At 54.7% G+C, this 25,708-nt stretch carries 26 protein-coding genes; 22 read left to right on the top strand and 4 right to left on the bottom strand.

Annotated elements, in window-relative coordinates:
- Positions 1 to 68 precede the first annotated feature (68 nt).
- Together CA264_RS18840 and CA264_RS18835 are read right to left on the bottom strand one after the other, a co-directional pair.
- Positions 69 to 665 (bottom strand): thymidine kinase, encoded by a 597-nt coding sequence (locus CA264_RS18840; RefSeq protein WP_025608946.1) that lies wholly within the window; start codon positions 663 to 665, stop codon positions 69 to 71.
- A 159-nt stretch (positions 666 to 824) separates the two neighbouring features.
- A complete protein-coding gene (locus tag CA264_RS18835) occupies positions 825 to 1,148 on the bottom strand; it encodes a 2Fe-2S iron-sulfur cluster-binding protein (RefSeq protein WP_025608945.1) in 324 nt (107 codons plus the stop codon).
- Between the two features lie 33 nt (positions 1,149 to 1,181).
- Here CA264_RS18835 and CA264_RS18830 point away from each other — a divergent pair, with 33 nt between their 5' ends.
- The 4 genes from CA264_RS18830 to CA264_RS18815 all read left to right on the top strand — a co-directional run bounded on the left by CA264_RS18830 (position 1,182) and on the right by CA264_RS18815 (position 4,852).
- Positions 1,182 to 2,291 carry a hypothetical protein gene (locus CA264_RS18830; RefSeq protein WP_025608944.1) on the top strand — a complete coding sequence of 370 codons (1,110 nt, stop codon included), beginning with the start codon at positions 1,182 to 1,184 and terminating at the stop codon, positions 2,289 to 2,291.
- A gap of 297 nt (positions 2,292 to 2,588) precedes the next feature.
- On the top strand, positions 2,589 to 2,978 hold the full coding sequence (locus tag CA264_RS18825) for a hypothetical protein (RefSeq protein ID WP_025608943.1): 390 nt from the start codon (positions 2,589 to 2,591) through the stop codon (positions 2,976 to 2,978).
- A 312-nt stretch (positions 2,979 to 3,290) separates the two neighbouring features.
- Complete coding sequence (locus CA264_RS18820) at positions 3,291 to 3,725, top strand: hypothetical protein (RefSeq protein ID WP_025608942.1); 435 nt, start codon at positions 3,291 to 3,293, stop codon at positions 3,723 to 3,725.
- A gap of 167 nt (positions 3,726 to 3,892) precedes the next feature.
- Positions 3,893 to 4,852, top strand: coding sequence for an AAA family ATPase (locus CA264_RS18815; protein ID WP_036777685.1), 960 nt, complete (start codon positions 3,893 to 3,895; stop codon positions 4,850 to 4,852).
- Between the two features lie 206 nt (positions 4,853 to 5,058).
- Here the strand turns inward: CA264_RS18815 and CA264_RS18810 are convergent, their stop codons facing one another.
- Complete coding sequence (locus CA264_RS18810) at positions 5,059 to 7,914, bottom strand: TonB-dependent receptor (RefSeq protein ID WP_025608940.1); 2,856 nt, start codon at positions 7,912 to 7,914, stop codon at positions 5,059 to 5,061.
- Positions 7,915 to 8,002: 88 nt separating this feature from the next.
- Positions 8,003 to 9,397 (bottom strand): hypothetical protein, encoded by a 1,395-nt coding sequence (locus tag CA264_RS18805; RefSeq protein WP_025608939.1) that lies wholly within the window; start codon positions 9,395 to 9,397, stop codon positions 8,003 to 8,005.
- A gap of 617 nt (positions 9,398 to 10,014) precedes the next feature.
- Between CA264_RS18805 and CA264_RS18800 the strand changes: the two genes are divergently transcribed.
- The 18 genes from CA264_RS18800 (at position 10,015) to CA264_RS18715 (ending at position 25,655) form a co-directional block, all read left to right on the top strand.
- Entirely contained in the window at positions 10,015 to 11,199 is a 1,185-nt protein-coding gene (locus CA264_RS18800) for an FmdC precursor (protein WP_025608938.1), read from the top strand.
- A 202-nt stretch (positions 11,200 to 11,401) separates the two neighbouring features.
- Entirely contained in the window at positions 11,402 to 12,397 is a 996-nt protein-coding gene (locus tag CA264_RS18795; RefSeq protein ID WP_051364520.1) for a PstS family phosphate ABC transporter substrate-binding protein, read from the top strand.
- 75 nt (positions 12,398 to 12,472) lie between these two features.
- On the top strand, positions 12,473 to 13,348 hold the full coding sequence (gene pstC, locus CA264_RS18790; protein WP_025608936.1) for a phosphate ABC transporter permease subunit PstC: 876 nt from the start codon (positions 12,473 to 12,475) through the stop codon (positions 13,346 to 13,348).
- A complete protein-coding gene (gene pstA / locus CA264_RS18785; RefSeq protein WP_025608935.1) occupies positions 13,341 to 14,198 on the top strand; it encodes a phosphate ABC transporter permease PstA in 858 nt (285 codons plus the stop codon). The genes pstC and pstA overlap by 8 nt, the downstream gene beginning before the upstream one ends.
- Positions 14,199 to 14,204: 6 nt before the next feature.
- Positions 14,205 to 14,969: a phosphate ABC transporter ATP-binding protein PstB gene (pstB, locus tag CA264_RS18780; RefSeq protein WP_025608934.1), complete on the top strand. Its 765-nt coding sequence runs from the start codon at positions 14,205 to 14,207 to the stop codon at positions 14,967 to 14,969.
- A 61-nt stretch (positions 14,970 to 15,030) separates the two neighbouring features.
- Entirely contained in the window at positions 15,031 to 15,756 is a 726-nt protein-coding gene (gene phoU / locus CA264_RS18775) for a phosphate signaling complex protein PhoU (protein WP_025608933.1), read from the top strand.
- Positions 15,757 to 15,983: 227 nt separating this feature from the next.
- Complete coding sequence (locus tag CA264_RS18770) at positions 15,984 to 16,625, top strand: heme exporter protein CcmB (protein WP_025608932.1); 642 nt, start codon at positions 15,984 to 15,986, stop codon at positions 16,623 to 16,625.
- A 116-nt stretch (positions 16,626 to 16,741) separates the two neighbouring features.
- Positions 16,742 to 17,407, top strand: coding sequence for a cytochrome c biogenesis protein CcsA (gene ccsA / locus CA264_RS18765; RefSeq protein ID WP_025608931.1), 666 nt, complete (start codon positions 16,742 to 16,744; stop codon positions 17,405 to 17,407).
- Positions 17,394 to 17,660: a CcmD family protein gene (locus tag CA264_RS18760; protein ID WP_237151143.1), complete on the top strand. Its 267-nt coding sequence runs from the start codon at positions 17,394 to 17,396 to the stop codon at positions 17,658 to 17,660. The genes ccsA (CA264_RS18765) and CA264_RS18760 overlap by 14 nt, the downstream gene beginning before the upstream one ends.
- Before the next feature lie 169 nt (positions 17,661 to 17,829).
- On the top strand, positions 17,830 to 18,255 hold the full coding sequence (locus CA264_RS18755; protein WP_025608929.1) for a cytochrome c maturation protein CcmE domain-containing protein: 426 nt from the start codon (positions 17,830 to 17,832) through the stop codon (positions 18,253 to 18,255).
- Positions 18,256 to 18,348: 93 nt separating this feature from the next.
- Entirely contained in the window at positions 18,349 to 20,946 is a 2,598-nt protein-coding gene (gene ccsA / locus CA264_RS18750) for a cytochrome c biogenesis protein CcsA (protein WP_025608928.1), read from the top strand.
- Positions 20,947 to 21,016: 70 nt separating this feature from the next.
- Positions 21,017 to 22,240 carry a glycosyltransferase gene (locus tag CA264_RS18745; RefSeq protein ID WP_025608927.1) on the top strand — a complete coding sequence of 408 codons (1,224 nt, stop codon included), beginning with the start codon at positions 21,017 to 21,019 and terminating at the stop codon, positions 22,238 to 22,240.
- A complete protein-coding gene (locus tag CA264_RS18740; RefSeq protein WP_025608926.1) occupies positions 22,237 to 23,016 on the top strand; it encodes a Rossmann-like and DUF2520 domain-containing protein in 780 nt (259 codons plus the stop codon). The genes CA264_RS18745 and CA264_RS18740 overlap by 4 nt, the downstream gene beginning before the upstream one ends.
- Positions 23,017 to 23,117: 101 nt before the next feature.
- A complete protein-coding gene (locus CA264_RS18735) occupies positions 23,118 to 23,447 on the top strand; it encodes a 2Fe-2S iron-sulfur cluster-binding protein (protein WP_025608925.1) in 330 nt (109 codons plus the stop codon).
- Positions 23,448 to 23,525: 78 nt separating this feature from the next.
- Positions 23,526 to 23,762 carry a Fe-S cluster assembly protein IscX gene (gene iscX / locus CA264_RS18730; RefSeq protein WP_025608924.1) on the top strand — a complete coding sequence of 79 codons (237 nt, stop codon included), beginning with the start codon at positions 23,526 to 23,528 and terminating at the stop codon, positions 23,760 to 23,762.
- A gap of 128 nt (positions 23,763 to 23,890) precedes the next feature.
- Positions 23,891 to 24,388, top strand: a complete 498-nt coding sequence (locus tag CA264_RS18725) for a KdsC family phosphatase (RefSeq protein WP_025608923.1) — start codon at positions 23,891 to 23,893, stop codon at positions 24,386 to 24,388.
- A 122-nt stretch (positions 24,389 to 24,510) separates the two neighbouring features.
- On the top strand, positions 24,511 to 24,705 hold the full coding sequence (locus CA264_RS18720; RefSeq protein ID WP_025608922.1) for a cold-shock protein: 195 nt from the start codon (positions 24,511 to 24,513) through the stop codon (positions 24,703 to 24,705).
- 107 nt (positions 24,706 to 24,812) lie between these two features.
- Positions 24,813 to 25,655 carry a geranylgeranylglycerol-phosphate geranylgeranyltransferase gene (locus CA264_RS18715; protein ID WP_025608921.1) on the top strand — a complete coding sequence of 281 codons (843 nt, stop codon included), beginning with the start codon at positions 24,813 to 24,815 and terminating at the stop codon, positions 25,653 to 25,655.
- Positions 25,656 to 25,708: the final 53 nt, after the last annotated feature.

Below are 25,708 nucleotides of genomic sequence, written 5' to 3'. Positions count from 1 at the left end.
ACGGTTAACATACTGATGCTTTCCTGTTGTAGCTGGGCAGCACGGCCTGCGCCGGCAGGCACACAGGATCAGCTTTTCTTCCCCTTCATGCCCTCGGTAAAGCAGTGGCGGCAGCGGGCCTCGTACGAGTCAGACTCCCCTAACAGCACCTGCTTCTCATCTGCGGCGTTGCGGAACGAGTAGTTGGCGATGTCTCCGCACTGTACGCAAACGGCGTGCACCTTCGTCACGTACTCCGCCACCGACATGAGCGCCGGCATAGGCCCGAAGGGCTTTCCCTGGTAGTCCATGTCCAGGCCGGCGGCGATAACGCGCACACCGCTGTTGGCCAGTTTCACGCATACTTCGGCCAGGCCTTCGTCAAAGAACTGGGCTTCGTCTATGCCTACTACGTCGCAGCTGCCCCCCAGCAACAGCATGTCCTGGGCAAAGTCTATAGGTGTTGAACGTATGGAGTTGGCATTATGTGATACCACATCCTCTTCGTGGTAGCGCTTGTCTACGGTAGGCTTGAAAATCTCGATCTTCTGCTTGGCGATTCTGGCGCGGTTCAGCCTCCTGATCAGCTCTTCTGTCTTGCCGGAGAACATGGATCCGCAGATCACCTCAATCCATCCCCTTCTGTTAGCGTGGTTCTTGTTGCCTACGCGTGGTTCAATAAACATTGTCTGGTAATGTGGTATTTAAATATATATGCTGATGCATTGCTACAAGTACAGCTTCGCGTGCGGCTCTGTGGGCACGGCCGCTACACGGCCTGCAGAAGAGGGTCTGCCCCGCAGGCAAGGGAGGCCGCACTAGGCGCCGTACTCCTCCCTAACACGCTAACCGCTATAGTTTAAGTGCGGGAGCTTTGTCTGCTCGGGCACTTTCCCGGTAACTTCTCCACCGGTTAAAGTACACTGGCACGTGAGTCTTTCGTTATCTTTCAGCCGGCCCTTCTCGCGGTAGCGGGTTTCGGCAGCCGAGAGCGGCCCAAAGTGCTCCATCCCCTGCAAAACAATGACGCGGCAGGAGGTGCAGCGGCCTTTGCCCCCGCAGGCATGCATCCAGTCGGTGCCGGTGGCCTGGAGGGCTTTCAGCAGCGTCTGCCCCTCGGTTACCCTTACTTCAAGGTTCGACAGGTTTTGCACCGTCAACTTTGCCATATTTTTATAACTTTACAGGAGAAAGCGACACCCATGGAAGACAAATATAATCAATTACACCTGGAACGGTACAGCAAACAGCTGGCAAATCTGCTTTGCGACCGCCACTTTGCCTCTCACGACACTCTGAACGGGCCCCAGCTCATCAGTTTTACCCCTATCAGGCAGGTGAACCTGTTTGTGATAAAGGAGCTGCTGCTGAAGTGGCACCACGAAATGGCGAACCTGCGCAGCCCCTATTTCGACTATGAGCACGAGGAGGTGAAAGAGGCGCTGGTGAACTTCATGAACGTGCTTTCGCGCAAGATCCTGATGAAACGCGATGCGTTTGAGCCACTGCTGCAGAAGGCGGTCTACGACACGTTTTTGGTGGTGCTGGCCCCGGCGGCGACCTTTGAGGAGAAGTTTCTCCGTATCCAGGAGGAGATTACGCTGCCCAAGCTGCAGGAGAACCTCAAGTACATCGACATTGACAAACCGCTTTTTGCCGGCTTCGTTGAGACGCTTTCCCCGAGCAGCCGTGACCGCGAGTACATCCTTAGCCGCTTTAAGCTGTACATAAACGCCAACCAGCAGCAGCGCACGCCGCTGCGCCAGCTGGTGGAGCAGTTCAGCGCGTTGCTGCCCGTAACAGAGGAGGAGATAAGCGGCCCGTCCGCGGCGGCGCCGGTTGTGGCCACGCCACTGCCGAAGGCCACTCCTGCCGCACCAACGCAGGAAAAGGATATTGTGTCGCCTATCCACACCACCCAGCGCGAGGCCTCTGCCCCTACGGCACGGCCGGTTATGTTTAAGGATGAGGAGGACGACGAGGCGGAGGAAGCCAGCAACCCCATGCGCCCGACCCTGAACGATAACTTCCGGAAGACAGCCGCATCGTCTGTGGCAGACGCTCACAGCAACCGCAAAATCGACTCGCTGAAGAACTCCATCTCCATCAACCAGCGGTTTAGCTTTATTAATGAGCTGTTCGACGGCGACAACCTGACCTATTACCAGACGATCCAGACGCTGGACAGCTTCTCGGACGTACAATCGGCCAAGCAGTACGTGTCGCACACGCTGGCGCCCAAGTATGACTGGGGCAAAAAGCAGGACCACGTTCAAAAGCTGCTCCGCCTGATAGAGCGCAAGTTCGCCTAAGCCTTTCGCTGGCCACACATACCAGGAGCCACTGTTTTCCACAGTGGCTCTTTTTAGTTGGGCCCACCCCGCTAAAAAAGGCAGGGATTCACAAAAAAGTTAGGCAACGTGGCTAAAAGTACATCCGTAGGGATTGCAAATAAAGGTGCGAAATACTAATTATGCACTTTGCTTTACACGCTGCCACAGTTTTCTGCGCCTGCTTCGGCTCTTTAGCGAAAGGCTAAAAAGTAGCCGCAACCTGACACAAACAGCGTTTCAACCCGTAACACTTTTAAAAGAACCTGATTATCAGCCATGAGAGACGATTTTGACTACGACGACGACTTAGCCTACAACGACTTTGACGACGAGGATGAGGATGATGACTTCGGAATGACGTTTGAGGAGGATTTATACCTGATGATCCGGGAAAAACTCCGCGACACCATTCAGGAGTACAAAGGGCAGTATCCGGCGCTAAAGAAGCTGGAGAGCGCTGTGAGCTCGTTTAAGGTAAACGCCAAGAACACCGACGACTCAAAGTTTTACCCGCTGGCGGCTAAGTTGCTGAGTGAGCACATTAAGCCCCTGGCCCAGGACTCGGAAGAGATTCAGGAAATCTACGATAACATGCAGGCCGACATCACGCGGTTCAAGAACCAGCGCGCGCACGGTTATGAGGGAGAGCTCTACCTCACCAACTAGGCGAGAGGCACAGCACGAAACAAAAGAGCCTGCTTTTGCATAAAAGCAGGCTCTTTTGTTCTCTCCTGCAGCAGGCCCTTTTTCACCCCTCTCCGGAAGTATGGGCGCCTTTGGCTGCCTTTATTTTATAATTTTCGTATTTAGCTTTATGTTTTAGCATCTTTGCACGCAAAAAAATCTATATTTGCACGCAACACGGATGCAACCCTTTAGTGGTTTTCGGAATCTTACAGACAGAACATTACCCCGAAAGCTGTGATACTGACATTAATACGCTACCCCAAATTAAACAAACTTAAAGCTCCGGCAAAGATGGCGACAAACAAGCTATTACCTGGAGAGCAGTACCTTATCCAAACAGTGGACAAGCGAATCGCCCTCACAACACACCGCCTGATCCAACGCAGCGCATCCTGGTCACGGCATAAAAGCCAGGCAGTAATGCTTGAAGACATCGAAGACTGGGAGGTGAAATCCACCGGTACCGCTTTGTACCTCGGCCTGAGCATCGCCTCCTCGCTGCTGGTATACTTCAACGACTCCTTCTTTTTACTCAGCGGCTTCTTTCTCGCGCTCTTCATCATGACGCGCCGCCAGCGCATCCATGTGCGCACCAGCGACGGCGCCACGATGGTGCTGCCGCTCGACGTTGACCAGAAGCACGTGCACAGCCTGATCCCGCTGGTGAAAGAGGCACAGCAAAACCGCAGGAGCACCCTGCAGCACCACGACCTGGTGGCCGCCTAAGCCATACCTGTACCACAGCATGTACAAAGCACCTGCCTCAGGTGCTTTTTTGTTTTACCTCCCCGGCGCGCAATATCTTGGCAGTACTACCGTATTATGCCTATATTTAGGGGTTTAACGGCTGGTATAGCGGCAGTCTGTTGGCCAGCCTGATTTATCTGGATAGCGTGAACACATATCAACTCAAAATAAAGCAAGTATTTAACGAGGTAAGCAAAGTGGTGGTGGGCCAGTCGTACATGGTTGACCGCCTGCTGATTGGCCTTTTCACCGGCGGCCACATCCTGCTGGAGGGCGTGCCCGGCCTGGCCAAGACGCTTACCATCAACTCCCTCTCCAAAGCACTGCACCTGGACTTCCAGCGTATTCAGTTCACGCCGGACCTGCTGCCCTCCGACCTCATCGGCACGATGATCTATAACCAGAACGCCTCTATTTTTGAGGTGAAGAAAGGGCCGATTTTCGCCAACCTCATACTTGCCGACGAGGTGAACCGCTCCCCTGCCAAAGTGCAGTCGGCGCTGCTGGAGGCAATGCAGGAGAAACAGGTCACCATCGGGGAAACCACCTACAAGCTGGACCTCCCCTTCCTGGTGCTGGCCACGCAGAACCCTGTGGAGCACGAGGGCACCTACCCGCTACCCGAGGCGCAGGTAGACCGCTTTATGATGAAGGTGTACATTGACTACCCCAAAAAGGAGGATGAGCTGGAGATCATGCGCCGCATGGCCAACATGAGCTTTACCGACTCGGTGGTGAAAGTGCTCAGCAAGGAGGATATCTTCGCCATCCGGAACGAGATAAACCAGGTACAGATTTCAGAGACCCTGGAGCGCTATATTATAGAGCTGGTGTTTGCCACCCGTCGCCCGGCGGAGTATGACCTGCTGGAGTTCGCCCCTTACATCCAGTTCGGGGTGTCGCCGCGGGCAAGTATAGCCCTGAACCGTGCCGCCAAGGCCGTGGCTTACTTCGACGACCGCGACTATGTGCTGCCGGAGGACATTAAGGAGGTGGCCTACGATGTAATGAACCACCGCATCATCCTGAACTATGAGGCTGAGGCCGATGGCATCAGAACCAAAGACTTCATAGAGGCCATACTCCGGAAAGTGCCGATCAGTTAGAAGTATAAACCCACTGACAGAAGTATAAACAAGAGGAGCCCGGACTTACTGCCCGGGCTCCTCTTGTTATGCAGCACTTTTGAGGTGCTCAGTGTTTTAAAAAGAGCCCACCGGAGGGCGGGCTCTGCGCAGCGCGGGGGACTAAGCCTCGCTGCTAATGATTGCCACGATGTTTCTCACCCATACATGTGCAACCAGTTTCTCTCTTAGTCTATGCGGTAGGTAACCCCCACTGCGAACGTTCTGCCCTGCTTGTACGAGGAGTAGATGTACTCTTTCCCGTTGTACTCGTGGCTGTTCACAAAGGCAGGGTTAAAGATGTTATCCACCGATACTTTTGCCGTGAAGGAGTCGCCCAGGCGCTTTGACACGACCAGGCTGGCCAGTGGCCTGGAGCGCTCGTAGATGTTTGGCGTCCCCCCAACCGAGATCGCGGAGATTCTGTCGCCGAACACATTGTAGTTTGCCGTGGCAATCAGGCCCAGCGAATCGTTCTGATAGGTTAGGCTGGCGTTGGCAACAAAAGGCGACTGCCCGAACAGGGGCCTTGTGGCATCTGCACCCGGCCGCACGGCCCGGATAATCTCCAGCTCCTGGGGCTCGATACTAACCTCAGACTTGATCAGGGAAAGGTTGGAGCTCACAATGAAGTTATCAAGCCCGGAGGAAATGAACGACAGGCGCTTGTTAACCTCAAACTCCAGCCCGTATACTTTGGCGTTGTCCACGTTCTTGATAAAAATCTCGTTGTTCTGCGCCAGCGTGTTGATGGTGCGCTCTATCGGGTTCTGGAAGTTCTTGTAGAACGCGCTCACACTTACATACTCCCCCAGGTTAGGGTACCACTCCCACCTTGTGTCAAAGTTGTCGATGGTGGTCCGCTCCAGGTTTGCGTTACCCGTAAAGGCGGGCTCGCCAACAAAGTCGAAGGAAGTATAAGGCGCAATCTCCCTGAAGTTAGGCCTTGCCAGCGTTCTGGAGTACCCCGCCCTCAGGTTCATTTTCTCTGTCAGGCTATAGGTCGCGTTTACAGAAGGCAGCACATCAACCTGGTTCAGCTCCCCTGGCATCAGCGATTTGTTGAAGCTTTCGACGAACATGTCTGTCACCTCCACACGGGCACCGGTTACCACCCTTAGCTTTGCTGTCAGCGGAAGGTCTACCATAGCGTAGCCTGCGTAAACGGCCTCCTGCCCATCGTAGTTGTTGGTGCGCTGTGAGCCATCCTCCAGGAAAACGCCATAGCGATACAAGCCGCCGCTTTCCGGGTCCTCAGGGCGCGCCACAATGCCGAGGTTCTCAGGGGCGAAGAAATCAGCGATGCTTCCGTTGTAGCCGTAGCCTTCGTTGAACCTGTAGCGGTAGATGTTCTCCCTGAACTTTCTGTCTTTGCGAATGGCGGCGGCGCCGAACTTTGTTTTTGCCTCTAGGCCGTTCCAGATGGTGAGCGGCGTCTCGATGTTTACTTTCACGTCCAGGTTTGTCTCATCCAGATCCCTGAAGAAGCGCGACGGCAGCGTATAGGCAGCCGGCTGAATGCGGTACGTCGTATCTGTGCCGTTCACAAAGTAGTCGTTAGCAAAGAAGCGCAGGTCCGGCTCATCCTGCTGCGACAGGGTAAAAGACGCCAGCCAATCCACCTTGCTGCCCTTCAGGCCGGTAAGCACGTGCTCCCCTTTTAGCTGCGCGCTGGACAGGGCCCGCTGCGTGTAGTGCAGTGCCCTCGACTCAAAAATGGCTCTGTCGTCGCTCACGCCGGAGGTGCCCGGGTATGTTCCGAACAGGTACCTGCTGGAGTTGCTGCCGCTCTGGTTCCGGATCAGGTTCAGCGATACTTTGTTGTTGCTGTTGAGCTTCAGGGCGAAGTTCGACAGGAAGCCAAGCGACACCTCCTCAACGCCTTTTTCATCCTCGTACAGGTTGTTGTTGTTCAGGCCATTGGCTCCCACACTGTTCAGCTCCCAAAGCCCGAAGGTGCCGTTGTTGTAGTAAGCGTAGTTTCTTTGGTAAGAGAGCCCCACCACGTAGCCGAACTGGCGGCCAAAAAGCTCCGTCTGGTTCCCCAGCGAAAAGGAGTGAGAGTGGTTAACGGGGGCTGTCATCCTCTTTGGCCCCATCTCCGTGTTGAAGGCGTTTGTGGCCTCGTCTATTTGCTCGGCTAGCTGCTTGTTAGAGTAGCTTTCAAACGGGATCTGGTAGTTTATCGCATCTGGCACAGCTCTGGTACCGTCATCAAACCCCAGCCAGTCGGAGCCCCCTTTGTTGGAGCTCAGAAACCTGTTGTTGAAGGTCGCCTGGTCGTTGTAGCCAATGGAGGTAGAGAACTGCAGAGTATACCTGTCCGGGAAATCTTTTGTGGTGATGTTCACAAACCCGCCCGAGAAGCTGCCCGGCATATCGGGGGTGAAGGTTTTGGAAACCGTCAGGTTGTCCAGCAGGTTCGACGGGAAGAGGTCCATCTGCACCGTATTTCTGTTGGGGTCGAGGCCCGGGATCTCGGCACCGTTCAGGGAGGTTTTCACGTAGCGGTCGCCCAGGCCACGCACATACACATACTTGCTGCCTTCCAGGGAGATGCCGGTGACGCGGGTTAGGGCCGCTGCGGCATCGCTGTCCCCGCTTCTGGAGAACTGCTCCGCAGAGATACCGTCCATCACCACAGCCGCCTTTTTCTGCGTGTTGCGCAGCGTGTTTTCGGAGCTCCTGATGGCTCTCCCCTCTATCACGACCTCTTTCAGATTGGTGGTGGCAGCGCCGAGCCTGATGTTGAGAACGGTTACTTCGTTTTCTTTCACTACAACGCCCGTAACCGTTTTGGGCTCATAGGAGATATAGGATGCCTGCACCTCATAGGTGCCGGGCTTGATGTTTGCCAGGTTAAACTTCCCATCCAGGTCGGTGGCCGCACCGTTGGATGTCCCTTTTATCACGACTGTGGCCCCTATCAGCTCTTCGCCAGTCTCGCTACTTGTGAGCTGCCCTCTGATAACGCCGCTCTGTGCAAACACAACGGACACAGTAAGGCCCAATAAGCTTATTAAGCTCGTGATTTTACGTAACATACTTACAGATTAAGATTGGGTGAGAAAATCCAGGAAATAAGCCGGGGCCGCTCACCTATAGTCGGAGTAAGCGGCCCCGGGCCTGCAGTTATTTCAGATAACCAAGCTGGTCGATGTAAGTCCAGCCCTTCATCCAGTTGTCGGTACCGAAGGCACCTATGTAGTCGACACTCTTAAAGAAGCCACCGTTGCTCGGCACTGCCCCGCCCGTCAGGGCAATGCTGCCAGTGGCTGGCAGTGGGTTCAGCGCTTTGTTGTTCTGCCTGCTAATGCCAGCCAGAACAGGGTCAGGCGTTACGGTGTTGTTGTTCGCGGAAGCCTTCAGGTGCTCCAGCAGGTACCCCTGGTTAGGCTCAACAGAGGTAATGCCCTCAAAGGTGTTGTTGTTGACGTTCGTGAAGATGTTGTTCTTGAAGAGCAGATCGCCGGCTTCCAGCCTCTGGCGGCTGTCCCCTACGCTTGCGTCCGCAAGGTCCTCCACCACAATACCTCCCGCAAAGTCTGCAAAGATGCTGTTGTAGATCTTGCCCCCGGCATTGTCCACCAGCATGACAGCGTTCTGGCTGGCCAGTGTTTTACCGCCGATAATGGTAGCGTTGGAAATAGTGGGGATAGAGAACGGCACGGCATCGTCTGGCTTGGAGCCTCCGTCAAACTCGCCACCTGTACCGCCTGCGTTTTCGCGGTAGATGCCAAACCAAAACTGGTTGTTGCCTCTCCAGCCCTGGTCATAGTCAAACTGGTCGTCGTCGTTGAAGGCTGACACCAGGTACTTTGTGTTCACGGTGCCACCGAACCATTCGAAGCCGTCGTCCTGGTTAGAGTAAACCTCTACGTACTCGATGGTGGTGCCGGAGCCGACGCCGCCCATTGTCAGGCCGTTGATCTCGTTGTTCGCCCCGATAACGGTACCCGCGTGGCGGATGGACACATACTTGAACACGCCTGAGTTATCGGCATCGTTTGTGCCGCCGTAAACGCCCCTTTTCTCTTCGGTCGGGATGCCTTCAATAGCCCCCTCTCCGCCTGCTTTGTTGATAGTAGCCTTGCCAAGCAGGATAACGCCGCCCCACTTACCGGTAGCGTCCAGGGGCATGTCATCAATCCTGGTTACGTCATCCTCCAGCGCCGTGAAGATAATCGGCTTCTCGGCTGTACCCTGCGCCATGATCTTGCCGCCACGCGCCACGATCAGCGCACTTGCGTTCTCTCCCGTACCTGGCTTAGCCTTGATAACCGTGCCCGGCTCGATGGTGAGCGTCTGGCCATCGTTCACAAACACAAAGCCATCCAGGATGTAGGTGTTGTTGGCCGTCCAGGTGACAGTGCCTGTACCTGCAGCGCTCTCTGTTACCACGATTTCCTGGCCTTGTGGCTGGTCGATTACCGGCCCGTTGTCATCATCATCGTCATCACAAGACGAAAAGGTGCACACAGAACCTGTCAGCAACAGTGCAAGCAAAAATTTACGCGTTACGTTCATGACTTCTTCGAGTTTAGTTGTTAGTGACTTGTTAGGGGAAACCATGCGGAGCAACGGCTCCGGGGCAGGTGTAAACCTTTCCTTCTGATTTCTGTCACAAAGGTAGCGCGGGTGTTTTAAGCTAGTTTTAAGGCGTGGTTATGATACCGTTAAGCATTGCAGCGGCCTGTTAAGCAATAGTTACTGCAGCTTTACCGGCACTTTACCTGTAGGTTACCGCTGCGTTAAAGCCCGCCCGGCAAGGGGCCTAAAACGGTGTTTGCACAACGAGTTATCCGCCCTAACTCCTCTAAATCCTGCTGTACTACAGCATTTTACAAAACCGAAGAAAATGGGCGCAAGCTTAACATTTGCATAACTTTACCATAACAAAGCAGTAACAGGAATACGCTTATTTTGCAGTATGATTCAGCACCGAGCACCTGCTTCTGACTGAAACTACAGCGCATGAACGCCAGGCTCCGGTAACGTGACTAATTACCGGCGCGGGGTTGCCTTCTTCAGAATTCCTTTAGAGTTTGAGCATATACTTACTCCGACGTGTAGCTGAAGACAGGTAAAAAGTACAAGTAACAGTAACACGATTAAAGCTCATTTCTCACCCAAATCTAAAATTCGTGTACAAGAAGCTAAAGAGCCTCCTTTTGGCTATGCTAGGTTGCCTTGCCCTAAGTACAGCACAGGGCCAAAGCGTAAACTACTCCCGATTCGGCAAAGGCCTGCAGTTTATCGCCGCCGACTCTTCTTTCAGCCTTAAATTCAGCACCCGTTTCCAGATGCTGTACCAGGGCGGCATCAACACCACCACCGACCAGCTGGACGACCGCTTCCTGATCCGCAGAGCGCGCCTTAAGTTCGAGGGCTTTGCCTATTCGCCTAAGCTGGAGTATAAAATAGAGCTCGGCCTGAGCAACAGCGATATCGGCAACGATGACCCGGCCATGTTCAACAATGCCAGCAACGTTATACTTGACGCGGTGGCCAAGTGGAACTTCGCCCCGCACTGGGAGCTGTGGGTAGGGCAGACGAAGCTGCCCGGCAACCGGGAGCGCATCATCTCCTCGCAGAAAATGCAGTTTGTGGACCGGAGCCTGCTCAACTCGCGCTTTAACATTGACCGCGACGCAGGGGTGCAGCTGCACCACGCCCACAGCATCGGCCGTGTGCTGATCCGAGAGGTGGCCTCTGTCTCCATGGGCGAAGGGCGCGACATTGCGGTAGACAACGCCGGCGGCTACGACTACACCGGGAAAGTAGAGGTGTTTCCGCTCGGCGATTTTGAGGGAGACGGCGCCTACGTTGGCAGCGACATTTACCGGGAGGAAACACCCAAGCTCGCCGTTGCCGCCGCCTATGACTTTAACGACGGTGCCACCCGCTCCAGGGGGCAGCTGGGCGACTTCCTGAGCGAGCAGCGCGACCTGCACACCTTCTTCGCCGATGCCATGTTTAAGTACAGAGGCTTCTCTGCCATGGCAGAGTACGCCAACAGCAGCGCCACCGGCGGTCCCGTCGTCAGCAGAACAGACGAAGGCGTTGTTGAGGAGACCTTTGTGACAGGCAACGCCTTTAACATCCAGGGCGGCTATCTCTTTAAAACCAACTGGGAAGTGGCCGGCCGCTATACCGCCTACAACCCGGCGGCGGTAACAAACCTGCGTGCGCAGGAGCAGTACACCCTGGGCATGTCTAAGTACATTGTGGGCCATAGCCTGAAGGTGCAAAGCGAGATAACCCTGCAGGACCAGCCGGGCCGGGAAAACAGCTACCTTTTCAGGCTGCAGATGGAGGTATCGCTTTAGCCCCAAAGCTTAACAAACACTTAACATTGCAAAGCAAGAATTAACAAAACTTCTGCCTCTCTTTGCACCCAGAATAGTGCGTAAGCGGCACAAAAGGCAACTTTCACAACTACTTGATTAGCATCAAGGTATATCACCAAAAACCACGGTGCTCCTATAAACCCACCAAAACACAACCTACAATTAAACGCAACGCTAGCTTATGTTAAACTTTAGGCTTAACAACATCAAAGTAAACGCGGCCCTACTCATGGGTACAGCACTGATGCTCGGTGCCTGTGGCGGCAACTCAGAAACTGACTCCGGCCTTTCCGGCAACATCCAGATAGACGGCTCCTCTACCGTGTACCCTATTACAGAGGCTGTGGCAGAGGAGTACCGTGCCGAGGCGCGGGACGTGCGGGTGACCGTGGGGGTGTCCGGCACCGGCGGCGGCTTTAAGAAGTTTACCCGAGGCGACATTGATATTGTGGACGCCTCCCGCCAGATAAAGCCGTCTGAGGACAGCCTGGCGCAGGCAAACGGCATTTCGTATGTGGAGCTTCCTGTAGCGTACGACGGCCTGACAGTAGTGGTACACCCTGAGAACGACTGGGTAAAGGACATCACGATCGAGGAACTGAAGAAAATATGGGAGCCGGCAGCGCAGGGCACCATTAAACGCTGGAACCAGATTCGCCCGGAGTGGCCCGACCAGGAAATTCACCTGTACGGCCCTGGCGTTGAGTCTGGCACGTACGATTACTTTACCGAGGCTGTTGTAGGCGAAAGCGGCGCCAGCCGTGGCGACTACACGGCCAGCGAAGACGACAACGTGCTGGTACAGGGGGTGTCTACCGACCCTAACGCACTTGGCTTTTTTGGCTACGCCTACTATGAGGAGAACCAGGGCAAGCTAAAGGTGGTGCCGGTCGACGACCTGAACGACAGCAATGGCAAAGGGGCGATCACGCCGACGCTTGAGACGGTAAAGGACGGTTCCTATGCGCCGCTTTCCCGCCCGCTCTTCATCTACGTTAACTCCAAGGCCACTGCCAGCCCGGCCACGGTGGACTTTGTAAACTTCTACCTGGACAATGCCGCCGCGCTGAGCCAGGAGGTGGGATACATCCCGATGCCAGACGAGCTGTACAAAGAGCAGAAGCAGAAGTTTGCGCAGTTTGCCAAAGGCACGCAACAGCAGGGGACGCAACAGTAATATTCAGACAGAACGAGGCACAGGCACGGCAGCGACACAGGTTGCCGCGGCCTGCGCTCCAAAACTTACAGCACCTTGAGAGTATCAGAGAAAATTATCGAGGGCTTGTTGTGGTTAGCAGCCGTAATCACAATACTCATCACGGCAGGCATTATTTGGGTGCTCCTGTCCGAGTCTATCAGCTTTTTCAGGGTGGTTCCGCTTTCAGACTTCCTGACCGAGAAGGAGTGGACGCCCCTGTTTGCCGATAAGAAGTTTGGCATTATGCCGCTGGTGGCGGGCACCTTGCTAACCACGGCCGTTGCCATTGCGGTGGCCCTGCCCATTGGCCTGACCATTGCCGTGTACCTGAACGAGTACGCTCATGCTACCCTGAAACAGGTTGTAAAACCAATGCTGGAGGTGCTGGCAACCATCCCAACGGTCGTGTACGGGTTCTTTGCCCTGACGGTGGTCACGCCGTTCCTGCAGCAGATTATCCCGTCGCTGGCTGGTTTTAACGCCCTTTCAGCCGGTATCGTAATGGGCATTATGATCATCCCGATGATCTCCTCGCTAAGTGAGGATGCCATCAGCTCGGTGCCGCGCTCCCTGCGCGAGGCTGCCTACGGCATGGGCTCCACCCGCCTGCAGACGTCCTTCGGGGTAATGGTACCGGCCGCCTCGTCGGGCATTGTGGTGTCGGTTATACTTGCCATCTCCAGGGCCGTGGGCGAAACCATGATTGTGGCGATTGCCGCCGGGCAGCAGCCGCGCCTGACGCTGAACCCGCTCGTGCCGATCGAGACGATCACCACGTACATCGTGCAGGTAAGCCTGGGCGACGTGCCGCAGGGCTCGCTGGAGTACAAGACCATCTTCGCGGCAGGTATTACCCTGTTTGTCTTCACGTTTGCGCTGAACAACCTCAGCTTCTGGATTAAAAAGAAATACCAGGAAAAATATGACTAACTCCGACATCAACAGGCTAAAGGACAAGGCATTTCAGGTCTTCGGCATCTTTTGCACCTTTATAGGGCTGGTCGTGCTGGCGATCTTCCTTATTGACATCATCGCAGAGGGTGTGGCCCGTATCGACTGGGACTTCCTGGTTAGCCTGCCATCGCGCAGGGCCAGCCGCGCCGGCATCTTAACGGCCTGGGTGGGTACGCTCTGGATCCTGGTGCTCACCACGCTTATCGCCTTCCCGCTCGGCGTGGCCGCAGGGGTCTACCTGGAGGAGTACAGCAAGAAAAACAGGCTGAACAACTTCCTGGAGATCAACATTTCGAACCTGGCGGGTGTGCCCTCCATTATCTACGGCCTGCTGGGCCTGGAGATCTTCGTGCGCCAGATGCGCCTGGGCGGCAGCCTGCTGGCCGGCGCGCTTACGCTGTCGCTGCTCATCCTGCCGATCATCATCGTAACGACGCGGGAGGCGATCAAGGCTGTGCCGCGCAGCATCCGCGACGGCTCCTATGCGCTGGGCGCCTCCAAGTGGCAAACCGTCTGGAACCAGGTGCTGCCAGCTTCCTTCGGCGGGATTCTTACCGGCATCATCCTGGCGCTCTCAAGAGCGGTGGGCGAAGCAGCGCCGCTCATTGTAATCGGAGCCCTGGCCTATGTGCCTTTCACACCGGCCTCGCCCTTTGATGAGTTCACCGTATTGCCGATCCAGATCTTTAACTGGACCTCCAGGCCGCAGGAGGCGTTCCTGACGAATGCAGCAGCGGCCATTATTGTACTGTTGATTATCACCTTTATGCTGAACGGCATTGCCGTATACTTACGCAACAGGCAGCAGAAAAAAATTAAGTGGTAACATACCATGAGCAAAAAAGCAACAAAACTGGAGGCCATAGACCTCAACGCATACTACGGCGACTTTCATGCGCTGAAGAACATTAACATTGGGATGGAGGAAAAGGCCGTAACAGCCTTTATCGGCCCTTCCGGCTGCGGCAAGTCCACGTTCCTGCGCACCTTCAACCGCATGAACGACTACATAGACGGGTTTAAGGTAGAGGGGCAGATCCTGATCGACGGAAAGGACATCTACCAGAAGAGCGTGCGGGTAGACGAACTGCGCAAAGAGGTGGGCATGGTCTTCCAAAAGCCTAACCCGTTCCCGAAGAGCATTTTCGAAAACGTGGTGTACGGCCTGAAAATACAGGGCATCAAGAAGAAGGCTGTGCTGGAGGAGGCCGTGGAAACGTCGCTGAAGCGTGCGGCCCTGTGGAACGAGGTAAAGGACAAGCTGCACAAGTCGGCCCTGGCGCTTTCGGGCGGGCAGCAGCAGCGCCTGTGTATTGCGCGCGCCTTGGCCATCTCCCCCTCTGTGCTGCTGATGGACGAACCGGCCTCTGCCCTGGACCCCATCTCTACCGCCAAGGTGGAGGAGCTGATCTATGAGCTCAAGAACGACTACACCATCGTTATTGTGACGCATAACATGCAGCAGGCCGGCCGCGTGAGCGACTATACCGCCTTCTTTTACATGGGCGAGCTGGTGGAGTTTAACAAGACCAAAACGATCTTCACAAGCCCGAAGGATGACCGCACGCAGAACTACATTACAGGCCGCTTCGGTTAATCCGCTGCATGGCCCTTTTCGTATACTTTAGATTCTCACCCTTCTAGATAAAAAGACCTACATGCCACACATAGACACCGAACTAGAACGCCTGAAGACCAAGCTCCTGGAGATGTGGGACCTGGTGGAGTACCAGCTGCAGAGCGGCCGTGAAGCGATGCTCACAGCCGACGTGGAGCTGGCCAAGCTGGTTATCAAGCGCGACCGCAAAGTAAACCAGTACGACGTGAAGATAGACCGCATGTGCGAGAACTTCTTTGCCCTGTTTACACCCGTTGCCGTGGACCTGCGCCTGGTGCTGGCGGTACTGAAGATCAACGCCAACCTGGAGCGCATCGGTGATACAGCGGAGGGCATTGCCCGCTTTGTGAAGAAGCTGGAGGCGCCTGTGGAGCCTAAACTGCTGGAGCTGACCAAGGTGCTGCCCATGTACGATGAGGCCCTGGCCATGTTTGAGGACTGCCGGGTTGCCTTCAAGGACAACGACCCTGTGCTGGCCAAGGCCTTGATCAAGCGCGACAGGATGCTGAACAAGATCTACCGTAAATCCGACTCAATTGTAACGGAGTACATGGCCGCCAACCCGAGCAGGATATCAGAGGCGCTGGCTATACTTTCCATCATCAAAAAGCTGGAGCGCGTAGGAGACCAGGTAACCAACATTGCGGAAGAAATCATCTTTTACCGGGAGGCGAAGGTTGTGAAGCACAAGGACTACAAAAAGAAGAAGAAAAACGGGAGCAAGAATAAAGACAAAGACACAGACACAGACAACACCGAGCAGTAGTATACCTACAGCGCGATAGCCAGGAGCGGCACGGGCCACAGCGGTCCGTGCCGCTCTGTTTTTCTCCCCTTCGGTTAAAGGCAGCGGAGGGCAAAGCAGCGGACCTCCTCGCCCTCTGTCGCCTTGCAGATCAGCAACTAATCACTAAAAGCTACTTTCACAAGCTTTTGTGCCTTAACTTTGCGGCAAAACGAGAAAACGTGCTGCTTAAAGAGATTCTATACCTGATTCAGAAAGACCTGGTGCTGGAGTGGCGCCAGAAGTATGCTTTAAACGGCATGCTGCTCTACGTGGGAAGCGTGGTGTTTGTGTGCTACCTGAGCTTTGGCATGCGCTCTAACATACTGGTGGCACCGGTCTGGAACGCGGTGCTCTGGATTATACTTTTGTTTACCTCCGTAAACGCCATTGCCAAAGGCTTTATGCAGGAGAACCGGGGCCGCCTGCTGTACTTCTACTCCATTGTGAGCCCGCAGGGCATTATCCTGGCGAAGATCATTTACAACACCCTGCTGATGCTGCTGCTGGCCACTATCTGCTTCGTGTTTTACGGCTTTGTGCTGGGCAACCCCGTCCACGATGTGCCGATGTTCCTGCTCAGCATTCTGCTTGGGGCCATTGGCTTCTCCACCTCCCTCACCATGATTTCGAGCATCGCTGCCAAGGCCGCCAACAGCAGCACGCTGATGGCCGTGCTGAGCTTCCCGGTCATCGTTCCGATGCTGCTCATGCTCATTAAGATGTCTAAAAACGCCATGGATGGCCTCGACCGTAGCCTCAGCCTCGACGAACTGCTTACCCTGCTTGCCATAAACATGATCGTTGTCACTGTTTCTTACATCTTATTCCCGTACCTTTGGCGTTCGTAAAGCACGCGCCATAACACAGGTGTAAGCAGCTTTTTTCGGGGCTTTGGTGACGAATCCGGCGGAAAAGTGTTCTTAGTCTGTAACGCGCGTTAACCGCTTTAGATATTCAAGTACAGATGAAAAAAAATTGGTGGAAAATACTGGCAATCGCACTCCTGGTGTTTACGGTGGTGGCCGGTATACTTTCTGAAGTGCCGCGGCTGGCGATCCTCAACGAGACCATCCGCAACCTGTTCTTCCACGTGCCCATGTGGTTTGGCATGATCCTGATCCTGCTGGTGTCGGTTATCTACTCTATCAAGTACCTGCGCAACCCAACTGTAAAAAACGATGTGGTGGCCTATGAGTCCGCCAAGGTCGGCATCCTTTTCGGGGTGCTGGGCATTGTGACCGGCATGGAGTGGGCCAGGTTTACCTGGGGCGACTACTGGAGCAACGACCCGAAGCAGAATGCAGCGGCCATTGGCCTGCTGATCTACTTCGCCTACCTGGTGCTCCGCAGCTCCTTTAACGAGCAGCAGCAGCGGGCCCGCATCAGTGCGGTGTACAACATCTTTGCGTTCGCGGCGCTTATTCCGCTGCTCTTCATCCTGCCGCGCCTTACCGACTCGCTGCACCCAGGCAACGGCGGTAACCCCGGCTTTAACACGTATGACCTGGACAGCAGCCTGCGCCTGGTGTTTTACCCGGCCGTGCTGGGCTGGACGCTGCTGGGCATCTGGATTGTGAACGTAAAATCAAGGTTAGAATTACTCAGACAACGCTTATATGAAACTGTTTAGAATACTGGCGATGTGGTGCTTCGTACTGTGCGCCACCGCTGGCATCCAGCAAGTGCAGGCCCAGCCCGCCCAAACCGAGAAATCCACTAGTGTTTTGGCAGAGGCAGAGGTGCAAATGGCCGATGCGCTGCGCCAGGATGGGAAGATTTACGTCGTGGTGATGGTGCTCCTGACGGTCATGATCGGCCTGATCGCTTACCTCATCACCCTGGACCGGAAGGTCGGCAAACTGGAAAAGCAACTCCGCGACTAGCCCGCACCGCCTTCTTATACTTATACGCAGGCAGAAGAGCAGCAAGGATAACGGCGAGTATTTCTTTACCCGCCGTGCAGCATTAAAAAATAGCCGGGCGCTATGGATTTAAAATAGCCAGTGGCATGTTAGGCAACAAGAATAGCAGTACCAGATTTATACTTGACAGATGAAAAAGACACACATCATCGGTATTCTCGTGATTGCAGCGGCAATCGTCATCATTATGTCGTCAGTAGGCGATGCCAGCACCTACGTTAGCTTCGGCGAGGCCATTGAGCGCTCCCAGGACGGCGACATGACCAAAGTGCACGTGGTAGGCCGCCTCAAGAAAGACCCACAGGGCCACATTGTAGGCATGAACTACGACCCGCTCGTGGACCCCAACTACTTTACCTTTACCCTGGTGGACACCAACCGTGTAGAGCAGCAGGTGGTGTACTATAACCCAAAACCGCAGGACTTTGAGCGCTCAGAGCAGGTGGTAATCACGGGCAACATGCAGCAAAACGTATTTGTAGCCGATAAGATCCTACTCAAGTGCCCGTCGAAGTACGTGGAGAAGGAAGTACAGCAGAACACAGCAAGCCTGTAGTTTAGTTAAGGGTTGAAAGTTAAGAGTTTAAAGTGATGACTCTTTTCCCTACTCAACTCAAACCTCTCAACTTTAAACTTTTAACTGTTAAAAATGATTAATACGCTGATCGGGGATATTGGCCATGCGAGTGTGATTGTGGCTTTTGTAGCGGCCATAGTATCCTCCTATGCTTATTTTATGGCCTCTCGCGCCAAGGTAGAAGCAACCGGCGACAACAGCTGGCGCAACCTGGCACGCGGTGCGTTCTACGTGCACGGAGCCGCCGTTATGATGATCATCTTCGCGCTGTTCAACATTATTTACGAGCATCGCTACGAATACTATTACGCCTGGAGCCACTCCTCCAACCACCTGCCGGTGCACTACATGATCTCCTGCTTCTGGGAGGGCCAGGAAGGCTCCTTCCTGCTCTGGATCTTCTGGCATGTGCTGCTGGGCCTGGCACTGATACGAGGCGGCAGGAAAGACAAAGTATGGGAGGCGCCTGTGATGGCGATGTTCTCCTTTGTACAGCTCTTCCTGACTTCCATGATCCTGGGTGTGGTGATCGGAGACCTGAAAATAGGTTCCTCTCCTTTCATCCTGATGCGCGACTTTATGACAGACGCGCCGGTGTTTGCCCTGGACCCTAACTTTGTGCCCAACGATGGCACGGGCCTGAACCCGCTGCTGCAGAACTACTGGATGGTGATTCACCCGCCTACCCTGTTTCTGGGCTTCGCCGCAACGCTGGTGCCTTTTGCCTTCGCTATGGCTGGCCTCTGGAAAGGCAAGTTTACCGAGTGGGTAAAGCCTGCGCTGCCATGGTCGCACTTTGCGGCAGTGGTGCTAGGCATAGGTATTATCATGGGTGCCTACTGGGCCTATGAAACGCTGAACTTTGGTGGCTACTGGAACTGGGACCCTGTAGAGAACGCCGTGTATATCCCATGGCTGGTGCTGGTGGGCGCGATTCATACTATGATCGCCTACCGCCGCGGCAAGTCCGGCCTGAAGGCTTCTTACATACTTGTTATTGCCTCTTTCCTGCTGATTCTGTATGCCACGTTCCTGACCCGTAGCGGTATCCTGGGCAATGCATCGGTACACTCTTTCACAGACCTGGGCCTGTCTGGGCAGCTGTTTGCCTACCTGGCGGTGTTTGCCGTACTGGCTGTTGCCCTGCTGGCTTATCGCTGGAAGAGCATCCCAACAACGCAGAAAGAGCTCGCTACCTACAGCGGTGAGTTTTGGGTGTTTATCGGCGCTATTGTGCTGTGCCTTGCGGCCTTCCAGGTGCTGTTCACCACCTCTATCCCGGTTTACAACTCCTTTATGGGCTTTATCGGGTTTGAGTCTAATGCAGCCCTTCCGGCAGATCAGATTGCACACTATACCAAGTTCCAGCTGTGGGGCGGTGTAGCCGTGGCCGTGATCTCTGGCATCGGCCAGCTGCTGTGGTGGCGCAAAGGCAACCAAGGCAGCTTTCTGGACGCCATTACGCTGCCGGGCATGCTAACCCTGCTGTTTGCCAGCCTTATTATCGTACTGTCTAAACTTGGGGTGCTCAACGAAACAATTGACAACCCGGTGTATATCACGCTGCTGGTGGCGGCTCTGTTTTCTGTGTTCGCCAACCTGAGCATCATCCTGAACCTGCTGCACAAGAAAGTATCGCTTTCGGGTGGTGCTGTGTCGCACATCGGTATTGCCCTGATGCTGATCGGTATCCTGTTTTCTTCAGGCTACTCCAACATCATCTCGCAGAACGTTTCAGGCATGGTGTACTCCCGTGAGTTTTCGGATGATATTAACCGTGACAACGTGCTGCTGTGGCGAAACTCTCCGGTGGAGATGGACAAGTACTCTGTAAGCTACCACGGTCAGTTTCAGGAGATAGCCGGTGTGCCGGGCTATGTAAACCGCGAGCTGCTCTTCCCGACTGCGGATGAGTACAAAGCCATCGCCCGCGGCCCGATCAAAGCCAAGGACAAAACATACTTTGAGACCGGCGATACGCTGGAGGTAGTTTCCCCGGAGAATATCTATTACCAGGTGCAGTATAAAGAGCGTGACGGAGACAAGTCCTTTACACTCTACCCACGCGCTCAGGTAAACCCGAACATGGGCCTGTTAGCCTCTCCGGACATCAAGCACTTTGCTGACAAGGACCTGTACACGCACGTATCCTCTATTCCGGACCCGAATGAAGAGAAAGAGTGGGGTGAGCTGCAGGAGTACGAGGTGACCGCCGGCGACACCATCATTCTGAACGACTATGTGGCGGTGTTCAACGGTATTGAGCCGATACAGCAAGTGCCAGGCGTAGCACTGGAGCCAGGCGACGTAGCAGTGCAGGCCGACATGAAGATCTTCGGGGAGCGTAAGAACTACCACGCGCACCCGGTGCTGATGATCAAGGACCAGATGCTGGGCCGCGTGCCGGAAGAGGTGGCTGACCTTGGCCTCCGTATCACGTTCCTCAACATCGACACAGAAAACAATAAGTTCAAGCTCGGTGTGAACGCCTCTCAGAAGGACTACATCATTCTGAAAGCCATGGAGAAGCCGTTTGTAAACGTTCTCTGGATAGGCACAATCGTGATGTCTATCGGTTTTGTGATGGCCATCATTCGCCGAAACGACGAAGGAAAGAAAAAGCCGAAAGCTGCCGCTCCGAAAGAAAAAAGAAAAGTACAGGCGGCCTAACGCTAAAATAATTAGATTTGAAAAGGCAGGCGGGTTCGCCTGCCTTTTTTTGATTTAAGTTGAGCGCAGCATGAATGTATTCGTCATCCCCTCCTGGTACCCTACACAGCACAGGCCCCACTCGGGTATATTCGTGCGGGAGCAGGCAGAGGCGCTGGCACAGGCGTACCCGGGCTCTAACTTCGCTATCAGCACTTGGGGCTCGCACAACCCTGATCTCCAGCTGTGGGCAAAGGACCACGTCAGGAACCTGGCCAAAGTGCTAAGGCACAGGCGCGGGCAAACATCCGAAACAAAGCTTGGGCCTAACTTAACAGAATACTACACCCCAGCCTTCACATGGAGCCGGAAGATCCTGCGAGGCAATATCGATACCATCATCAAAGCGAATGAAAGCCATTTAAAGGCTTTTGAGGCAGCAGCAGGCCCGGTAGATGTGCTACATGCCCATACGGCTTACCCGGCGGGCTGGGTGGCCATGCACCTTTCCGCCAGGTACAAGGTCCCCTACCTTATAACTGAGCACATGGGGCCCTTCCCGTTTAAAGATTTCCTGTTAAGGCCCGGGCAGCTAAGCCCCTATTTGCAGAAGCCTCTGCAGCACGCTGCTGCCACCGTTGCGGTAAGCCCACAGCAAAAGGAAACGCTGCAACACTGGGGCATTCCCCACGTGCAGTACATCCCCAACCTCACCGATGAGAGCTTTTTCAAGCCTTCGCCGGGGCATCAGAAAAACAGCCTCCCCACAACGTTCTTCACCTTGGCGCGGCTGGAAGAAGGCAAGGGCATACGTTATCTGATTCAGGCGTTCAAGCTTTTCCTTGCGGCTCATCCGCAGTGCCGTCTGCGCATCGGGGGCGGCGGCTCCTGCCGTGAGGAGTATCAAGCTCTGGTGGAGGAGTTGGCGATAGCGGATAAGGTAGAGTGGCTTGGCGTACTGAACCGGGAGAGCGCCCTGGAGGCATACCGGCAGTGTGATGTTTTTGTGCTGCCAAGCCTCTACGAGAACCTGCCGCTGGTGCTGCTGGAGGCCACAGCATGCGGCAAGCCTGTCATCGGTACCTATTGCGGTGGGCCAGCCAGTATCATTAACCGCAACAACGGCCTTTTAGTAGAGCCGGGCAACGTTCAGGAACTGCACCACGCGCTGCTGGAGATCTACAGCAGCTACAGCCAGTACGACCAGGAGGCAATTAGAAACGAGTTTTGCAGCAGGTACTCCAGAAGTGTTGTTTGCCAGCAGATTATGGAAGCTTACCACGCCGCAGTTAAGGAACATAGAACCAAAGTATGAACATAGCCATTATCGGCGCCGGAAACGTAGCCTGGCACCTGGCGCAGGCGCTGCAGGCGGCCGGGAACACCGTTAGCGCCATTTACAGCCGCACACCTGCGCACCGCGAAGCCCTCGCACGCCTGTTGCCGCAGGCGCATGCCCTCACCTCCCTGGATCTCCAGCAAACAAGCGCAGACATTGTGCTGGTAGCGGTGCCCGATGCCGCGCTTGCCGGTGTGGCCGCGGCGCTGCAGGTAAAGGCGGGTACCATTGTGGCGCACACCTCCGGCTCTGTGCCTATGGGTGTACTTAACAGCGTAGCAGGAGCAAAACCAGGCGTTTTTTACCCCCTGCAGACCTTTTCCAAGTCCAAGCCGGTCGACTTTGCACTGGTGCCGCTGCTCGTGGAGGCACAGGAGGCGGAAAGCCTGCAGCAGCTGGAGCAGCTGGCCCACAGCATCACCCCCAAAGTGCAGCGGGTTACCTCGGAGGCACGCAAGCAGCTACACTTGGCGGCGGTGTTCGCCTGCAACTTTACAAACCATTTGCTCGGCATCAGCCAGCAGCTGCTGCAGGAGGCGGATCTACCTCTGGAGCTGTTACAGCCGCTGGTGCAGGAAACAATAGCCAAAGCCATGCAGCAGCACCCTTACACCGTGCAGACCGGTCCCGCCGTCCGCCACGATGAGAACGTTATTCAGGAGCACCTGCACATGCTGCAGCAGCACCCCCGGCAACAGGCGCTCTACCGCCTCCTCACACAAAGTATACAGGCCACCCACAACGGCAGCTAACGGAGCAGCCGGGCGCGGCCAAAGCCGTGCCATTCCTACAAGTGCACTTTGATTCGGTAGCTTGGCTTTGTAACTTTGCAGTTTAGAATAAAGACACAGACATGAAAGTTGTAAATATAACGTTTAAGTTTGCAGATGGCTCCCCGGACGAAACCCACCCAGCTGTAGAAGGCGAGTCGGTGCTGGATGTAGCCCTGAACAATGACATCAAGCTGCAGCACAACTGCGGCGGCGTGTGCGGCTGCAGCACCTGCCATGTGTACGTAGAGGCCGGCATGGACGACCTGCCGGAGATTTCCGACAAAGAAGAGGACTACATTGACCGCGCCGTTGACCCGCGCATTAACTCCAGGCTGGGTTGCCAGTGCGTGGTGCAGGGCAACGAAGACATAGTGGTAACCATTCCGGAGCAGGACTTCCTGGGCCATTAATCCTTTACATTTAACAGCAGGCGTTTATCGGCACTAGTGCGGTAAACGCCACATGATAACCGATAACTGAAAAAGAGTATGAGCTACGAGCCACCAATACACTGGAACGATTACGAAGACATCGCCATGGCACTTTACGAGAAGTTCGGCGATGACTTTACAGAGTCTAAGATCTACCGCATCCGCTTTACCGAGCTGTTGGACTGGGTACTGTCGCTGCCGAACTTTGTAGGCACCCGCGAACAGGCTAACGAAGGCCACCTGGAGCAAATACAGGCAGCCTGGGTATACGAGTGGCGCGATAACCAGGACTAAATCATACCTGCCCTCCGCACGTATAAATTCAGAATTTTATATACTTTTAAAGGCTCTTTCACCGTAAAGGGCCTTTTGCTTTTGTTAGCATGTAAGTAACCTATTATTCACTTGTTGTCTCTGCCAAGATGTCAATCACTCAAACAGACCTTACCCGCATCAACACCTTTGTTTTCGATGTGGACGGCGTATTAACCGACGGCCTCCTCTACTGCTTTGCCGACGGGGAGCAGGTGCGCGCCTTCAACATTAAAGATGGCTTTGCCATTAAACACGCCATCAGCCAGGGCTACCGCGTGGCCATTATCTCCGGCAAAAACGAGCCCGGGGTGCGTAAGCGCCTGAGCCAGTTAGGCATAGAGGACATCTTTCTGGGGATTGAGGACAAGGTGGACGCGCTGGAGGATTACATTTACACGCAGGGCATACACCCGGCAACAGTAGCTTACATGGGCGACGATATGCCTGATTTTGAGGTCATGCAGCGTTGCGGCCTGCGGGCCTGCCCCGCCGATGCAGCCGACGATATCCGGGCAATCGCCACCTTCGTTTCTACCAAAAACGGGGGCAGAGGCGCTGTGCGTGAGCTTGTTGAGCAGGTAATGAAGGCACAGGACACTTGGTAGTTAAACATCGTTTATACTATTTTGCAAAGGAATTGAAGAATTTCTTTAATATGCTATTGCATATATTGAATCATTTTTTTAGTTTACACTCAGTTTAATTACCATTAACAGTTCAATTACTTATGAAGACAGGAAAAGTAAAGTTTTTTATTGAGTCTAAAGGCTTCGGCTTCATCACCGAGGACGACACGAACGAAGATTTCTTTGTTCACGTGACTGGCCTGAACGGTCTGCAGATCCAGCAAAACGACCGCGTTGAGTTCGACACTGTAGAAGGCAAAAAAGGAATCAATGCAGTAAATGTGAAGAAGTTCTAACGACGCATACTTACTGATACAGGAAAAGCCCCGCTACCGGGGCTTTTTTTGTTGCCCGTTTGCCGCTGTGTCGTAACTTTACAGCAGCCACTCGGCCTGATTTACCTGTGAAGTATATTCTGACCCTCATACGTGCCCGCAACCTTGTGATGATTGTGCTGAGCCAGGCGCTGGTGCAGGCGTGTTTGCTGGCTCCCGGCGTTGACTGGGCCAAACTGCTGGACCCGGGCTTTCAGGTGCTGGTGCTGTCAACGGTGTGCATCGCCGCCGCGGGCTACATTATCAACGACTACTACGACGTTAAGATCGATGCCATAAACAAGCCGGACAGGCTGCTGGTGGGGCGCCGCATACGCAGGCGCCGGGCGATGTTCGCGCACCTGATCCTGTCGGCGGTGGGCGTGCTGCTCGGCCTGCTCCTGTCCATCCCTGTAGCGCTGATCAACCTGGGCGCGGTGCTGCTGCTCTGGGGCTACTCGGCCCGGCTTAAGAAAATGCTGCTGGTGGGCAACGTAGTCATTGCGCTGCTGTCTGCCTCCATGCTGCTGGTTGTGGCGGTTTACAACGACACCCTCAACCGCATTACCCTCGGCTTTGCCTTATTTGCGCTGCTCATATCGCTAATCCGCGAAATCATCAAGGACGTGGAGGACATGAAAGGCGACGCCTCCTTCGACTGCCGCACCTTGCCTATTGTAGCGGGTTTGCGCGGGACGAAGCTGGTGCTGTACCCGCTCGTTGGTCTCTTCCAAGTGTTCGTCCTCGTCGTGGTCTTTCACCCCGCCTCCAAGCCCCTCTTCGACGCTTACATGCTCGTGCTGGTGCTGCTGCCCAGTGTGTGGCTGGTGGCTAAACTGGTGCGTGCCGACCGGAAGCGCGATTTCTCTTACCTGAGCAACTTAAACAAGTTTATCATGCTCACCGGCATTCTCTCCATGCTGCTGCTATAAAGAACAAAAGCCTGGGGCAGCTGCCCCAGGCTTAAACGTAACCAATAAGCAAA

The sequence above is a fragment of the Pontibacter actiniarum genome (assembly GCF_003585765.1).
Classification (GTDB): Bacteria; Bacteroidota; Bacteroidia; order Cytophagales; family Hymenobacteraceae; genus Pontibacter; species Pontibacter actiniarum.
This window is presented reverse-complemented; position numbering and strand designations above follow the sequence as displayed.

Coding starts and splice junctions, on each gene's coding strand:
- iscX (WP_025608924.1), top strand. CDS start 23,526: ATGAGCTACGAGCCACCAATACACTGGAACGATTACGAAGACATCGCC.
- CA264_RS18725 (WP_025608923.1), top strand. CDS start 23,891: ATGTCAATCACTCAAACAGACCTTACCCGCATCAACACCTTTGTTTTC.
- CA264_RS18825 (WP_025608943.1), top strand. CDS start 2,589: ATGAGAGACGATTTTGACTACGACGACGACTTAGCCTACAACGACTTT.
- pstA (WP_025608935.1), top strand. CDS start 13,341: ATGACTAACTCCGACATCAACAGGCTAAAGGACAAGGCATTTCAGGTC.
- CA264_RS18820 (WP_025608942.1), top strand. CDS start 3,291: ATGGCGACAAACAAGCTATTACCTGGAGAGCAGTACCTTATCCAAACA.
- CA264_RS18740 (WP_025608926.1), top strand. CDS start 22,237: ATGAACATAGCCATTATCGGCGCCGGAAACGTAGCCTGGCACCTGGCG.
- pstB (WP_025608934.1), top strand. CDS start 14,205: ATGAGCAAAAAAGCAACAAAACTGGAGGCCATAGACCTCAACGCATAC.
- CA264_RS18760 (WP_237151143.1), top strand. CDS start 17,394: ATGAAACTGTTTAGAATACTGGCGATGTGGTGCTTCGTACTGTGCGCC.
- CA264_RS18810 (WP_025608940.1), bottom strand. CDS start 7,914: ATGTTACGTAAAATCACGAGCTTAATAAGCTTATTGGGCCTTACTGTG.
- phoU (WP_025608933.1), top strand. CDS start 15,031: ATGCCACACATAGACACCGAACTAGAACGCCTGAAGACCAAGCTCCTG.
- ccsA (WP_025608928.1), top strand. CDS start 18,349: ATGATTAATACGCTGATCGGGGATATTGGCCATGCGAGTGTGATTGTG.
- ccsA (WP_025608931.1), top strand. CDS start 16,742: ATGAAAAAAAATTGGTGGAAAATACTGGCAATCGCACTCCTGGTGTTT.
- CA264_RS18720 (WP_025608922.1), top strand. CDS start 24,511: ATGAAGACAGGAAAAGTAAAGTTTTTTATTGAGTCTAAAGGCTTCGGC.
- CA264_RS18745 (WP_025608927.1), top strand. CDS start 21,017: ATGAATGTATTCGTCATCCCCTCCTGGTACCCTACACAGCACAGGCCC.
- CA264_RS18840 (WP_025608946.1), bottom strand. CDS start 665: ATGTTTATTGAACCACGCGTAGGCAACAAGAACCACGCTAACAGAAGG.
- CA264_RS18735 (WP_025608925.1), top strand. CDS start 23,118: ATGAAAGTTGTAAATATAACGTTTAAGTTTGCAGATGGCTCCCCGGAC.
- CA264_RS18805 (WP_025608939.1), bottom strand. CDS start 9,397: ATGAACGTAACGCGTAAATTTTTGCTTGCACTGTTGCTGACAGGTTCT.
- CA264_RS18830 (WP_025608944.1), top strand. CDS start 1,182: ATGGAAGACAAATATAATCAATTACACCTGGAACGGTACAGCAAACAG.
- CA264_RS18755 (WP_025608929.1), top strand. CDS start 17,830: ATGAAAAAGACACACATCATCGGTATTCTCGTGATTGCAGCGGCAATC.
- CA264_RS18835 (WP_025608945.1), bottom strand. CDS start 1,148: ATGGCAAAGTTGACGGTGCAAAACCTGTCGAACCTTGAAGTAAGGGTA.
- CA264_RS18795 (WP_051364520.1), top strand. CDS start 11,402: ATGTTAAACTTTAGGCTTAACAACATCAAAGTAAACGCGGCCCTACTC.